10 protein-coding genes are annotated in these 14,619 nt (G+C 64.8%); 7 read left to right on the top strand and 3 right to left on the bottom strand.

Annotation, left to right across the window (positions count from 1 at the left end; translation table 11 throughout):
- Positions 1–21 precede the first annotated feature (21 nt).
- Positions 22–669 carry an alpha/beta hydrolase gene (locus CIT40_RS15930; RefSeq protein WP_024337874.1) on the top strand — a complete coding sequence of 216 codons (648 nt, stop codon included), beginning with the start codon at positions 22–24 and terminating at the stop codon, positions 667–669.
- A gap of 260 nt (positions 670–929) precedes the next feature.
- Here the strand turns inward: CIT40_RS15930 and CIT40_RS15925 are convergent, their stop codons facing one another.
- Complete coding sequence (locus CIT40_RS15925; RefSeq protein ID WP_094897086.1) at positions 930–1,625, bottom strand: glutathione S-transferase family protein; 696 nt, start codon at positions 1,623–1,625, stop codon at positions 930–932.
- Between the two features lie 87 nt (positions 1,626–1,712).
- Entirely contained in the window at positions 1,713–2,816 is a 1,104-nt protein-coding gene (locus CIT40_RS15920; RefSeq protein ID WP_094896895.1) for an anhydro-N-acetylmuramic acid kinase, read from the bottom strand.
- Between the two features lie 164 nt (positions 2,817–2,980).
- Here CIT40_RS15920 and tyrS point away from each other — a divergent pair, with 164 nt between their 5' ends.
- From tyrS to CIT40_RS15900, 4 genes are all read left to right on the top strand, one after another.
- Positions 2,981–4,234 carry a tyrosine--tRNA ligase gene (tyrS, locus tag CIT40_RS15915; protein WP_094896894.1) on the top strand — a complete coding sequence of 418 codons (1,254 nt, stop codon included), beginning with the start codon at positions 2,981–2,983 and terminating at the stop codon, positions 4,232–4,234.
- 55 nt (positions 4,235–4,289) lie between these two features.
- The gene (locus CIT40_RS15910; protein WP_094896893.1) at positions 4,290–5,570 is read left to right on the top strand and encodes an MFS transporter; all 1,281 of its coding nucleotides are present in this window, start codon (positions 4,290–4,292) and stop codon (positions 5,568–5,570) included.
- Between the two features lie 219 nt (positions 5,571–5,789).
- Entirely contained in the window at positions 5,790–6,194 is a 405-nt protein-coding gene (locus CIT40_RS15905; RefSeq protein ID WP_094896892.1) for a DoxX family protein, read from the top strand.
- 384 nt (positions 6,195–6,578) lie between these two features.
- Entirely contained in the window at positions 6,579–8,273 is a 1,695-nt protein-coding gene (locus CIT40_RS15900; protein ID WP_094896891.1) for a methyl-accepting chemotaxis protein, read from the top strand.
- 101 nt (positions 8,274–8,374) lie between these two features.
- Here the strand turns inward: CIT40_RS15900 and CIT40_RS15895 are convergent, their stop codons facing one another.
- Positions 8,375–12,193: a DUF3971 domain-containing protein gene (locus CIT40_RS15895; protein WP_167443394.1), complete on the bottom strand. Its 3,819-nt coding sequence runs from the start codon at positions 12,191–12,193 to the stop codon at positions 8,375–8,377.
- Between the two features lie 204 nt (positions 12,194–12,397).
- Here CIT40_RS15895 and CIT40_RS15890 point away from each other — a divergent pair, with 204 nt between their 5' ends.
- Positions 12,398–13,087 (top strand): peroxiredoxin, encoded by a 690-nt coding sequence (locus CIT40_RS15890; protein ID WP_094896889.1) that lies wholly within the window; start codon positions 12,398–12,400, stop codon positions 13,085–13,087.
- Between the two features lie 110 nt (positions 13,088–13,197).
- Entirely contained in the window at positions 13,198–14,550 is a 1,353-nt protein-coding gene (locus CIT40_RS15885) for a M23 family metallopeptidase (protein WP_193550919.1), read from the top strand.
- The last annotated feature ends 69 nt before the right edge of the window (positions 14,551–14,619 follow it).

Raw genomic sequence — 14,619 nt, 5'->3', positions numbered from 1 at the left:
AAATCAATCAAGAGATCATCGATGCCTGAAGTTATTTTCACTGGCCCTGCCGGCCGTCTCGAAGGCCGCTATCACCCGGCCAAGCAGAAGAACGCGCCGATCGCGATGATCCTGCATCCGCATCCGCAGTTTCACGGCACGATGAACCATCAGATCGTGTACCAGTGCTACTATGCGTTCGCGCATCGTGGCTTCTCGGTGCTGCGCTTCAACTTCCGCGGCGTCGGCCGCAGCCAGGGCTCGTTCGACCACGGTACCGGCGAATTGTCGGACGCCGCCGCAGCCCTCGACTGGGCGCAGACCATCAATCCCGAAGCGCGCGCTTGCTGGGTCGCCGGCTTCTCCTTCGGCGCCTGGATCGGCATGCAGCTGTTGATGCGCCGCCCCGAGGTCGAGGGCTTCATCTCGATCGCGCCGCCGGCCAATCTCTACGACTTCTCGTTTCTTGCGCCCTGCCCGTCCTCCGGCCTGATCGTGCATGGCGAGAAGGATGCGGTGGTGCCGCCCAAGGACGTCAACACGCTGGTCGAGAAGCTGAAGACGCAGAAGGGCATCGTGATCGACCAGCAGATCATCCCCGGTGCCAACCATTTCTTCGACGCCAAGCTCGAGCCACTGATGGAAACGATCACGGCGTATCTGGACATGCGGCTGGCGAACGTTCGCTGAGGCTTCTACGTGCCCGGACGCGGTGCATCACGCAGTGATGCGCCGCAGAGCCGGCGCCCATCTTTCTCTTTCGGTCAGCAGCATGGGTCCCGGCTCGCAGCAGCGCAAGGGCGCTGCAGCGCGTCCGGGACACAGCAAACATGAATGCGCTTGCAACGATCCCGTGCCCCGGACGCAGTGCAGCGCTTCGTCAGCGCTGCGCTGCAGAGCCGGGGCCCATACGTCGCCGCGATGGAGTTAAGCGGGTGCGAAATCCGGTCTCAGGCCGCAAGCCTGAGCAGATGCGCATCGTGGCGCACCAGGAACGCGCGCAGCAATTGCGGATAATCCTCGCCGACGGCCGTCCGCACGCTCTGACGCTCTGACAGCGCAACGCGCCACGTCCGCACCTTCGGCACGTCCTTGAAGATGCCGTGCTCGGTCAGCTCGTCGAACAGGTCGAAGTAGCGGAAGATCGGCGCGAACACCGCATCCACCAAGCTGAACGCTTCGCCGGCAAAATACGGACCTTCGCCAAGCGCGGCTTCCACCCGCGCGAATTTCGCGCCGAGCGCCTGCCGCTTGCTCTCGAACGTCGCCGGTTCCGTCGTTGTCTCCAGCCCCCAGAGATCGCCGAGGATCGCCGAACCGAACTCCATCCAGGCGCGATGCTCGGCCCGCTTAAGCGCATCCACCGGATGCAGCTTCGCGCCACCCTGCGTCTCCTCGATGTACTCACAGATCACATTGCTCTCGAACAGCGCGACCTCGCCGGTCTTGGTCGTTACCACCAGCACCGGCACCTTGCCGAGCGGCGACAGTTTCAGGAACCAGTCGGGCTTGTTGGCGAGATCGATGTCGATCCGTTCGAACGGAACACCCTTCTCCTTCAGCGCGATCACGGCGCGCTGCACGTAGGGGCAAAGCTTGTGGCTGATCAGTTTGAGCGAAGCGGTCGTTTCAAATGAAGTCGTCATGGCCATGATCCCGGCGGTTTGGTGCAAACGCCGTCAAGATAGATGCACTTGCATGAACATGTCAAGGTCCATGCAAATGCATCAACCTCAGGGCCGCGCGATCACCCCGCCCGTCATCGGCATCGGCACGCCCGTGGTGGCGGGATAGGACAACGGCAGGCCCTTCAGGCCGCGGGCGGCCAGGAAACCAAAGGCCTGCGCCTCGATGGCGTCGGAGGCCCAGCCGAGCGCCTCGGCGGCCTCGACGGTGGCTGTTCCGACCCGCTCCCTCAGCATCCTGAGCATGGTGAGGTTGCGCGCGCCGCCGCCGCAGACGATCCAGCTCCGCGGCCGCCGCGGCAGCAGCGGGATGATTCGGGCGATCGCCGCCGCGGTGAAAGCGGTGAGCGTCGCCGCGCCGTCGGCAGGGGCGACCTCGCCGAGCCTGAGCGCCGCAAAATCGTTGCGGTCGAGCGATTTCGGCGGAGGCAGCGCAAAGAACGGCAGCTCCAGCGCGCGGGCAATCCAGGCCTCATCGACCTTACCGAGGCTTGCGAATTTTCCTTCCGCATCGAACGACTTGTTCATGGTGCGGTACATGAAATCGTCCAGCAGTGCGTTGCCGGGCCCGGTGTCGCAGGCGATCAGCGTGTCGTTGCCGTCGATATAGGTGATGTTGGAGACGCCGCCGATATTGACGACGACGATCGGGCCCTCGCGATCCAGCGAGTGGGCGAGCGCGCGATGGTAGACTGGTACGAAAGGCGCCCCCTGCCCGCCGGCCTCGACGTCGGCGGCGCGGAAATCATGCATCACGGGGATATGGATCGCCTTCGCCAGCGAGGCGGCGTCACCGATCTGCACCGTCAGCCGCCGCTCGGGGCGATGCAGCACGGTCTGGCCGTGGAAGCCGACGATGTCGATGTCCTCGGGCCTCATGCGGTGCTGGGCGAAGAAGGCGGCAACCGCCTCGGCATGGGCCCGTGTCACTGCGCGCTCGGCCTCGGCCAGGATGCCTGGCCGGGCGTCACGTTGCGACAGGTGCACGGCCTCGCTCAGCGCCTGGCGCAGCAGATTGCGCTCCGCCGGACTATAAGCCCGGTAGCCGGACGGCCCGAACGCCTTCACCTGCTTTCCATCGGTTTCGATCAGCGCGACATCCACCCCGTCCAGCGAGGTGCCGCTCATCAAACCGAGTGCCGTCAACATCATGGGATCAGCGCCCTCAAACACCCCTCCGGCATGCCGATCTTGTGCCAGAGGGACACATCTTATAATGCCACAGCGCCAAGTGGCGGGCAGCGATCGGGTTCCTACGGAAGACCCTTAAACTGCTCCCAAAACAGTAAACCAAGAATTTCTGGGCATGCCGACAGATGACTGCATTTAAATCGGATTTCCTCAATATCCTGCAGGAACGTGGCTTCGTCCACCAATGCTCCGATTTCGAGGGGCTGGACGCGCTCGCCGCCAAGGGCGAAGCGACCGCCTATGTCGGCTACGATTGCACCGCCCGCTCGCTGCATATCGGCAATTACCTGACCATGATGATGCTGCACTGGCTCCAGCAGTCCGGCAACAAGCCGATCACGCTGATGGGCGGCGGCACCACCATGGTGGGCGATCCCTCCGGCAAGGACGAGACGCGCGCGATGCGCACCGTCGCCGAGATCGAGGCCAACAAGGAATCGATCCGCGGCGTGTTCGCCAAGGTGCTGCGCTATGGCGAGGGCAAGAGCGACGCGATCATGCTCGACAATGCGGAGTGGCTGACCAGGCTCAACTGGATCGAGATGCTGCGCGACGTCGGCCGGCACTTCTCGGTCAACCGCATGCTGACCATGGACTCCGTGCGGCTGCGCCTCGAGCGCGAGCAGGAGATGAGCTTCATCGAGTTCAATTACATGGTCTGCCAGGCCTACGACTTCGTCGAGCTTGCCAAGCGCACCGGCTGCAAATTGCAGATGGGCGGCTCGGACCAGTGGGGCAACATCATCATGGGCGTCGATCTCGGCCGCCGCATGGGCACCCATCAGCTGTTCGCGCTGACGACGCCGCTGCTGACGACGGCATCGGGCGCCAAGATGGGCAAGACGGCCCAAGGCGCGGTCTGGCTCAACGCCGACGCGTTTTCGCCGTATGACTTCTGGCAGTACTGGCGCAACACCGAGGATGCCGACGTCGGCAAATTCCTGAAGCTGTTCACGACACTGCCGATGGCCGAGATCAGGAAGCTCGAAGCGCTCGGCGGATCCGAGATCAACGAGGCCAAGAAGGTGCTCGCCACCGAAGCGACCGCGCTGTTGCACGGCCGCGACGCCGCGAACGAGGCGGCGGAGACCGCGCGCCGCACCTTCGAGGAAGGCGCTCTCGCCGAAACCCTGCCGACGGTGGAAATTCCGCGCGGCGAGCTGGACGCCGGCCTCGGCGTGCTCAACGCCTTCGTCAAGGCGGGCCTCGTTGCCTCCAACGGCGAAGCAAGACGCCAGATCAAGGGCGGCGGCCTTCGCGTCAACGACGAGCCGGTCACCGACGAAAAGATGGCGCTGTCGGCGGCCAATCTGACGCCGGAAGGCGTGATCAAGCTGTCGTTCGGCAAGAAGAAGCACGTCCTTCTCAAGCCTGCATAGGCGTATGAGGTTTTGATGCTTGTCAGGGCGCGCGGATGCGCGCTCCCTGATCGCAATGGATCAGAACACGCCCAGGGAAACGACCAAGGAAGCACCCGCGGTAGCGGCCACGGAACCAGAGCGCTCGCAACAAGCTGCGGTTCGCACCGCGCTCGTCGTGCTCGCATTGTGCTTCACGCTGGCAGTTCTCGGTCGGGGCCTGAGCGAGAGCTTCACCGTCTTCCTCAAACCGATCTCCGAAAACTTCGGCTGGGACCGCGCGCAGGTCGTTTCGATCTATTCACTGACCTGGCTGATCAGCGGGCTCACCGCGCCGCTGGTGGGACGGTTGTTCGACCATTCCGGACCGCGCATCGTCTACGCGCTCGGACTATTCCTGCTCGGCGCAGCCTTCCTGATCGCGAGCCGGGCGCAGGCGCTGTGGCAATTCCAGCTCTCCATCGGACTCTGCGTCGGCATCGGCGTCGCCTTCATCGGCAATGTGCCGAACTCGATGCTGCTCGGCCGCTGGTTCGGTGCAAAGCTGCCGACCGCAATGGCGGTGGTGTATTCGGCGATGGGCGGCGGCGTGCTGGCGCTGCTGCCGGCCTCGCAGCTCCTGATCGACCATCTCGGCTGGCGCGAGACCTACCAGCTGTTCGGCTTCGCCGCGCTCGGCTTGCTGGTGCCGCTGCTGCTGCTGCCCTGGCGGATGTTTTCAGCCGGCTCGCCGCATGTGACCAAGAGAAGCGATCCTGACTTCATCGACCATGGCTGGACGCTTCCGAGCGCCATGCGTCACCACGCGTTCTGGGCGCTGTTCTCGACCTTCTTTTTCACCGCGGTCGGCATGTATGCGATCGCTGCCCAGATCGTGGCCTATCTGATCGATGCCGGCTTCCCGCCGCTGCAGGCCGCGACAGCCTGGGGCTTTTCCGGCGTCGTGCTGGTGTTCGGCATGCTCGGCGTGTCCGCGCTCGACGGCCTGATCGGGCGGCGGCCGTCGGTGCTGCTGAGCTACGCGATCTCGATTCTGGGCATCGCCCTGCTCTGGCTGCTTCAGTACTATCCGAACATCATCCTGCTCACCGGCTTCGTCGTCTGCTTCGGCAGCATGATGGGCTCGCGCGGCCCGCTGATCACGGCAACCGCGATGAAGATCTTTCGCGGCAAGCGCGTCGGCACGATCTTCGGCACCATCTCGATCGGCAGCGGCCTCGGCTCGGCCTTCGGCTCATGGAGCGGCGGCCTCATCCACGATTTCACCCACGGCTACAACCTGCTGCTCGTGTTCGCACTTGCGAGCGTGATCCTCGGAATGATCCCCTTCCTGATCGTGCCCGCCTTGCGGGAATAGGTCTCCCCAACGTAACCTGCATCCCTCGGTGTCACCGGGAAAATACGGATGATGGACGGACATCGTACGAAAAAAAAATCCGGCGCAAGCGGCGTGAACGGACGAACTGCGGTGTTTTGTCCGACATGACAAAAATGTCAGCGCAAATCGACGCGGGGTCGCTTGCGGGGTTGAACTGAATACGATCCTAGTCGGGCATTGGATGGAGGGCACAAACCAATGAACTTTCCTTATCTCACTCGCTTTCAACCGGTTCTTCTGAGCCTGTTTCGCTTCATCACCGGGCTCCTGTTGTTTCAGTACGGCGTCGCCAAGCTGTTCAAGTTTCCGGTGCTTCCCTACTTCGCGAACATCCCGCCGTTGATCTACGCCGCCGGCACGCTCGAGCTGGTGCTTGGCGCGCTGCTGATGATCGGCCTGTTCACCCGCCTCACCGCCTTCATCCTTTCGGGTGAGATGGCCTTCGCCTATTTCATGGGCCACATGCTCAAGGGCGAAACGCCGGTATTCCTGCCGCTGCTCAATGGCGGCACCGCCGCGATCCTGTTCTGCTTCGCCTGCCTCTATCTGTCGGCGGCCGGCGGCGGCTCGGTCAGCGCCGATGCGGCGATGGGCAAGGACTAACTGCACGTTCGCGCGGCGCTGAGGCGCTCGCGAATTAACCTGGAAGCAAGACGGCACCGGCGGATCTGCCGGTGCCGACTCAGCGCGCCCCCAGCACGTTCCAGATCAGAACGAGGGCCGCCACGAGCAGCACCACCATGATGAGGCGATGAGCGAATCGATTCATTGCCGCTCCGATAGCGCTCGATCAGCAACACAGTCCGGGTACGAGATCCTCCCGCAAGAATACGGGCGCACGGCAATGCATGGCATTCTGCCTGCACGCTTGCGCATGAGGCTGCGGAGCGTCCCTCGCGCAGCCGGCGCCCGCAGGCGTAAATTCATGATTGGTAAGAACTTCATGCTACCCATGCGAGCAACAACAACCATTCCGTAGGGGCTGTGATGAAGCTGTTGAGCCATCTGACGATCCGCACCAAACTTACCAGCATGGTTTGCCTTGCGGCGCTCACGGTCACGGCCATCATCGGCGTCTCGTCGGTCCTCAGCAAGAGCCGCATGATGGAGGACCGGGTCCAGCAGATGCGGACTGCGGTGGAGCTACTCTACAATTACGCACAATCGCTTCAGGACGAAGTGACCGCCGGCAAGCTGACGCCGGCCGACGCCAAGGCCCAGTTCCACCAGCGCGGCCGCCGCATGAACTTCAACGGTAACCAGGGCTACCCCGTCGTCTACAACCCCGACACCTCCATCCTGGTGAACGGCGCCAACCAGCAGCTGGAAGGCAAGATCACCGGGGCCAAGGACTCCAACGGCGTCCTGATCGCCGACGCCATCATCAAGGCCGGCAGCGACACCGCGCAGGGCGGCGTGACCTCCTATCTCTACCCCCGCCCCGGCCAGACCGAGCCCGTGCGCAAGACCGTGTTCGCGCGCAAATTCGCGCCATGGAACGCAACCATCAGCTACGGCCTCTATGTCGACGACATCGACGCCGACATTCGCGCCTTGACGCTGCAACTCGCTGCAATCGGTGCCGGCCTGATGCTGCTGATGGCGGCTCTGTCCTGGCTGATCGCCCGCGACGTGCTCAGCGCGCTCGATCGCCAGAAGAACCGCATGCAGGAGATTTCCGCAGGCGCCATCGACAAGCCGGTCGAGGAGACCGACCGCGGCGACGAGATCGGCCGCATGGCCGAAACCCTCGAAGTGCTCAGGCAGACCGCGCTGACGGCGCGTAATCTGGAAGCCGAGCAGGTCGCCACCAAGACCCGCACCGAGCAGGAGAAGCGCGACGCGCTGATCGCCCTCGCCGACCGCTTCGATGCCTCCGTCGGCCATCTCGTCGGCCTGATGGCCTCCGGCTCCGGCGAGCTCGAGACCACCGCCAAGTCGATGTCGTCGACCGCCGAAGGCACCAACCGCCGCGCCGTCGTGGTCGGTACCGCCGCGACCGAAGCCAGCCAGCGCGTCCAGACCGTCGCGGCCGCCGCCGAAGAGCTCTCCTCCTCCATCACCGAGATCAGCCGCCAGGTCGCGCAATCCGCCGAAGTGACCGGCCGCGCCGTGGACAGCGCCCGCCGTACCGACACCATCGTGCGCGCGCTCTCGGACGGCGCCCAGCAGATCGAGCACGTCGCCGAGCTGATCTCCAGCATCGCCGCCCAGACCAACCTGCTCGCGCTCAACGCCACCATCGAGGCCGCGCGCGCCGGTGAGGCCGGCCGCGGCTTTGCCGTCGTCGCCTCCGAGGTGAAGTCGCTGGCGAGCCAGACCGCCGAAGCCACCCGCGAGATCGGCGACAAGATCGCCCAGATCCAGGGGGCGACCAAGGAGGCCGTGGACGCCATCGGCGGCATCACCGCCACCATCGAGGAGGTCAGCCGCATCGCCACCTCGATCGGGGCCGCGATCGAGGAGCAAGGCGCCGCCACCGCCGAGATCGCCCGCAGCGTTTCGCAGACCGCGGAAGCCACCCAGGAAGTCACCACCAATATCGGCGGCGTCTCGACCGCCGCGAACGAGACCGGCAACGCCGCCGGCATGGTGCTCGCCGCAGCCAGCAACCTCTCCAAGCAGGCCGAGCAGCTCTCCGGCGAAGTCGGGACGTTCCTGGCAGGCGTGCGCGCGGCGTAAGATCTCCTGCGCTAAAATCCTCCACAGGCGTCATGGCCGGGCTTGTCCCGGCCATCCACGTTCTCCGCGCTGACCATCTGCGGATACCAGAACGGCAGTTTCTACTGAGACCGCCGCGTCAGGGTGCAGCCGCTCGAGAGCTGGCGCGTCGATCCCGTGGAGCCGTCGTTCGACTGCGAGGGGAATTCCTCGAACGGCGCATTTTGCTTGCCGGTGTTGAACTCGAAGATCTTGCGCAGGAGCCCCGGCGCCATCGCCGAGATCGGATTGACGCGCATCACGGGCGCAACCGGCGTGCCCACGACCTCATAGGTCACGCCGATCAGACCCTCGTTGTTGTTGGCACCGAGGAAGATGCCGAACAGCGGGATCTGGCCGAAGATGTTGTTGACGCCATACATCGGCACGAAGGTGCCGCTCATGCAGACCTGGTTGCCGGGATAGTCGATCGAGCCCTCGATGGTGGCACCGATCATGGGACCCTTGACCACGCCGTCGCGCACCGTCAGCGCGCCGTTCTGCCGGGTGAACTCGGCGCGGAGCGCACTGAACGAGACCCCGTTGCCGGTGCCGTTCGGCGCGCCGGCGGCAACGCGTTCGAGCTGCGCCTCGCCCTTCACCGTGAAGTCGCGGACGTTGATCAGGCCCTCGCGCGAGGTGTTCGGATCGGATGTCGGCGGCTCCATCGCCACCACCATCTGGCCGCCGACCGCCTTGGTGTAAGTGTCGGTGAACCGCAGCAGCGCGCCGGCATCGTTGGTCTGGAGGTAGATCACCTCGCGGTTACCCTGCGCACGCCCACCGCGCAGATCCGCCGCCACCGGCGTGTCCTTGCCGACCTTGCCGCTCAGCGTGAACGCCTTGATGGCGCCATTGCGTTTCGACATCTTGGCGTCGACGCTGCGCATCGCCTCGCCGTTGAAGCCGGCGACGGCGCCGAGTTTCACGTCGATGTCGAAATCGACGTTTTTCAACTTGTTGGTCTTGTCGTCCTTGGAATTGCCTGAGATCGCCGACTTCAGGAAGCCGCGGCCGTCGAACACGTCGCCGCGCATGGTGCCCTTGACCACGCCATCCTGACTGCGCTCCACCTTCAGCGAGGCCTTGTCGCCGTCAGACGGCGAATAGACCGGGAAGTTCGCGTTCATGAGATCGCCGTTCGCGTCGACTTCGAGCGAGCCCTTGATCGAGGCGCCACCGCCTTCGATGACGATGTCTTCCAGACGCGTCGATTGCGCGGTCGGCACGACCTTGAAGGAGGCCTTGCCCGACTTGCCCGGCAGCTTGACCCAGCCCGGCAGGATATTGTCGAGCTTGACCGAGGTCAGGTCGGCCTCGATGCCGAGCTTGGTCGTCTGCTCGGGACCGCCGGCGATCTTGCCCGACAGCTTGATCGGCAACGATCCGCTGACGGCGGGGCTGAGATCGAATCCCAGCCGCGCCCGGCTCGCATCGTCCAGCGTCGCCTGCAATTTGACATCCGCGTCGCCCTCGGCCGGCTTGCGATAGTCGAGCGATGCCGCCTGCCCGTTGATCTTGACGTCGCCCTTGACCTGATAGCCCTGGTTGCTCGCGACGATCTTGAGAGTGTTGGCCTCCAGCTTCTGGTTCATCACCAGCTTGTCGGCGGCAAAACCGTTGAGATCGGCGGTGACGGCGTAGGTCGTGTCCGCCTTGGTCAGCTCGCCCTTGACCGGGAGGCCGAGCTGGATGTTTGCCGTGAACGTCCCCTTGCTGGTGTTGGGATCGATGACGGTCGACGACAGATCGCTCAGGCGGTCATTCGAGAGCATCTCGGCCGCCGCAGACACGGGGCCGTCGATGCGGAACCTGGTTCGCGACGGCGAGGGCTTGGGCGCCATGTCAGGCACCTCGAAAACGAAATCGGAAATCGTGACCTTGCGGCCGGCGGGCGTGTCGGCAATGCCCTGCCCGATGGTCACGGTCGCGGTGCGGCCGGTCACGCGCGCCTTCAGATCGGCATCGTGCACGACTGGCATGCCGTCCACGGGACGGACCGCGACGCCGCTCGCCACGATATTGACCGAGAGGCCGTCGTCGGGAATCGGCGGGCCCTTGCGCGGAAGGTTCTTCGTCGGCGAATTGACGCCGACCTCGATGCGCTGGAGCGTACCGCGCTCGATCCGTTCGATCACCCATTCGCGCAACTCGGGAACGACCAGCGTCGGCCACATCCGCTTCAGCGCGGAGGCCGACATCGGCGTGCCCGCAAAGCCCAGCGTCAGCCGCGGCTCGCCGGAATAGTCGATGGCACCCGTGCCGGCGACGCCGATCTCGCCATTGCTGATGTCGGCCTGCGTCAGCAAGAGGCGCTTGTGGTCGGTGTCGAAGCGGAAGCCGACGGCGATGCGGTTGAAGACGAGCGGCGGCTCGTTGTCGATGCCGCCGAGCAGGATCGAACCGCCGCTGAAGCCGAGCTGCCAGTCATTGACGGTGCCGTTGGGCGGCTCGAGATGGGCCAGAAGCGTCAGACGGTTCGCGCCCGACAGGATCTTGAACGGTGCGACCAGCACCCGCCGATTGGCGTCCCACTCGACGTTGATCTCGGCCTGGTCGATCGCCATCGGATAGTCTGGCGTGTCGGTGTCGATGATATTGCCGGCGCCGACCGCGATCTTGCCGCGGAAGAAGGTCGGCACGCCGTCACGGCCGAGCTCGCCCTTGAGCTCGCCCGTCAGCGGCAGGTCGGCCGTGTAGGTGAGATCCTTGACCCGCAACGCGAGGAGGATGTTGGAGGTCGAGACCTTGTCGGCCTTGATGTCGACCGAGCGCACGCCGTTCTCGGCCGGCCCGATCGTGGCGCGCAGCATCCAGGGGCGCGCGCCCTCTTCGCCCAGGCTGAGCGTGACGCCACCCTGGTTCGGCCGGCGCAGGCTGAGCGTGATGTTCTCGAACGACCATTTGCTGCCGCGCTGCTGATCGTCGACGATCAGGTTGCCGTTCTTCAGGCCGATCTCGTTGAGGTTCTGGCCGTCGAGGCCGGTCATGCTCAGACTGTCGAGCCAGTCGAGGCCCTGGAGGATGCCGCTCTGCGCCGTCGCCTGAGGCGGGCCTTGTGAGGCGGCTTGGGATGGATCTTGGTTCGCAGGCGCCGTCGCAAAGGGCGGTGGCGGGACGCCATTGCGCGGGAAGGTCGGCGGCAGGCCCGCGTCCTTCTTCGAGGCGACGCCGGTTGCCAGCGGCTTTGCGGTATCGCCGGCGGACACGGTGACGGTGCCGTCGGGAGCGATGCGGATGGCGAGCTCGGCATCGACCAGATTGAGGCTTTCGGCACGCAGGTGCCCCATCAAGAGCCCTGCACCCGACAGCTTCACTTCGGCCTTAGGCGCGCTGGCAACGATGGCATGATCGCGATCGCGGACGATGATGTCCCGGATGCGGACGGCGATGCGGACCCGGCCGGCGCGCTCGATCTGGGTGCCTCCGATCTCGACCGTGTTGCCGTGACCGATATTGTCCTCGATCGCGGCCGCCAGCCACGGCGTTGCGATATCGAGATTGATGGGGCCGGCACCGAGCCGCCACCACAGCGCCCCGAAGCAGCCGACGAAGACGACGGCGAGAGTTGCGACGACGAGCGCGACCCGCTTCAGCCAGCGATCGGCGGCCAGCCAGCGCCGCAACCCGCCAAACCCGTCACCGAAGCGGTGAAAGCCCGAATTGGAACGCGACAACAGCCGGCGCGCGCGATGGCCCGCGGCCGCCTCCTGATCCGGATCCCAATCGGCGTCGTCCCATTCCTGCGGCTGTTGCTGAACGCCGCGCCGATCGAAGTCCGGATTGTAATCCTGGGGCGACCTGTTCCTTGCCATTGCCTCTCGATACAGGCGCCCGTCATAGGATTGAGCGCCGTCGGGACCGCAGCCGTCCACCGGAAGCGAAGCTCCCTGCGCCGGCATTGCCGCCATACCTCGAATATTCCTGCTGTTCGTCATTTCGCCCCGGGAGCGCGTTCAACGAGCAGTGGGGTGGTGCGTGGAATTCCTTGTAACCATACTCCGGCGCCGCCAGATTTGCCCAGCCAAGGGCGCGATTCCGGCACGCCGGACGAGAGCTGCAATACCGTTTCGGTTGACCCGCCGAAAGCGTCGAAAGGAAGGCGTATGTCCAAGAAATCCCGAACGAAATCGTCCAAAACGTCCTCCGGCAGTCCGACCGCTAAAAAGAAGGCCCTCAAGACGCGGGCCTCGATCCCGGCCAAGCCCGCAAAAACACCGCGGACCCCGGCGAGCAAATCAGCCGTGACCTTAGCAAAACCAGGATCACATAGGGCCGCATCGAAACAGTTAAATTCGTCCAAATCGGTATCCCCGCCCGCAAAGGCGAAATCCGGCTTGGCCGAGGGCCAGAAGGCCCCCTCCTTCCGCCTGCCCCGCGACGGCGGCGACGTCGTCACATTGGCGGACTATGCCGGCCAAAAGCTCGTGCTGTTCTTCTACCCCCGCGCCGACACCCCGGGCTGCACCCGGGAAGCGATCGACTTCACCCGCCTGGCCGGCGCCTTCGCCGCTGCCGGCACCGCCGTGCTCGGCGTCTCCGCCGATCCGTTAAAGGCCCAGGAAAAATTCCGCGACAAGCACAAGCTCGGCATCCCCCTGATTTCCGATGAGACGCACCAGATGCTGGAAGCCTATGGCGCCTGGGGCGAAAAGTCGATGTATGGCAAGAGCTTCCTTGGAATTCTTCGCACCACGATACTGGTCGGAGCCGATGGCAAACTGGCCAGGATCTGGCGCAATGTCCGGGTCGACGGTCACGCCGACGAGGTGCTGGAAGCCGCAAGGAGTCTTTAACCAGCTCATTAAATTCGCGCGTTCCCGTTTCCGGAAAATTAACCATGAGCGGCCCAGATTGCTGCGGCAATTAGGCCGTACGGACTCATCCGACCGGCGCGGGAGTGCCGATGTCGAAAAGTTCTGCCCAATATTCGCAGTACGCCCAACATCACCCTCACGACCACGGTCGGGCCTTCCAACGCCGTCCTGCCATTGCGGCAGCCGCAGCGATTCCCCTTCCCGCAACCGACGACGCCTACACCATCGTCCACGCCGGCAAACAGGTCCGCTTCGGACCCGTGGTGTTCTGGATCGTGGTCGGCACGGTGGTGCTGCTCGGCCTCTGGTCGGCGGCAACCGCCACCTATTTCGCGTTCCGTGACGACGTCCTGACCCGGCTGATCGCCCGCCAGGCCGAGATGCAATACGCCTATGAGGACCGCATCGCGGAGCTGCGCGCCAAGGTCGACCGGACCACCAGCCGCCAGCTGCTCGACCAGGAACAGTTCGATCAGAAGCTCGACCAGATCATGAAGCGCCAGACGGCGCTGGAGTCCCGAGCCACGGCGCTCGGAGCCATGCCTGATGTAACCGGCTCGATTCCGCGAGCGACGCCTCAGCGCGGCGATTCGAGCCAGGTGACGCCAAAGCCTTCGCCGATCAGCGACACCGTGATCTTCGTGGCGCCGCCGGATCGTGAGGCGCGCCTCGAGTCGCGCGCTCGGACTGTCGCGGCGCCCCCGACCAACCAATTCGCCAAGAATCAGGGTTTCGACAGCGTCCTGGTCCGGCTCACGACCTCGCTCGACCAGGTCGAGCGGCGCCAGATGGCGGCGCTCAGCGCCGTCGAGGAAGGCATGGATTCACGGATGCGCCGGATGCGCGGTGTCGTCAGCGATCTCGGCCTGAATCTCGCCAATCTCGAATCCGCCGTGCCGCGCACCGCGATGGGCGGGCCGTTCGTACCGGTCAAACTGACGGCCAATGCCGGGCCGTTCGAAAAGCAGCTCTCACGCATCAACACCACGCGCGCCGAGATGGACCGCCTCAATCGCACGCTGGCGCTGGTGCCTTATCGCAAGCCCGTCATCGGCGAGGTCGAATTCACCTCCGGCTTCGGCGTTCGCAGCGATCCTTTCCTCGGTCGGCCCGCGATGCACACCGGGCTCGATTTCCGTGCCGCCAGCGGCGATCCGGTTCGCGTCACCGCCAATGGCAAGGTGGTGTCCGCCGGCTGGTCGGGCGGTTACGGCCGCATGGTCGAGGTCGACCATGGCAACGGGCTTTCGACCCGCTACGGCCATCTCTCCGAGATCAACGTCAAGGTCGGTGAGATCGTGAAGATCGGCCAGGTCGTCGGTCTGGTCGGCTCGACCGGTCGTTCGACCGGTCCGCATCTGCATTACGAGACCCGCATCGAGGGCGAAGCGGTCGATCCGCAGAAATTCCTGCGCGCCGGCGTGCGCCTCAGCGCGGGCTAGCCGTGAGGCCGTTCCAAAAGAGGAACGTAAGCTAAGCCGCCGGATTGAAGGACTCCACGGGCGCCTGGA

The sequence above is a fragment of the Bradyrhizobium amphicarpaeae genome (assembly GCF_002266435.3).
Classification (GTDB): Bacteria; Pseudomonadota; Alphaproteobacteria; order Rhizobiales; family Xanthobacteraceae; genus Bradyrhizobium; species Bradyrhizobium amphicarpaeae.
This window is presented reverse-complemented; position numbering and strand designations above follow the sequence as displayed.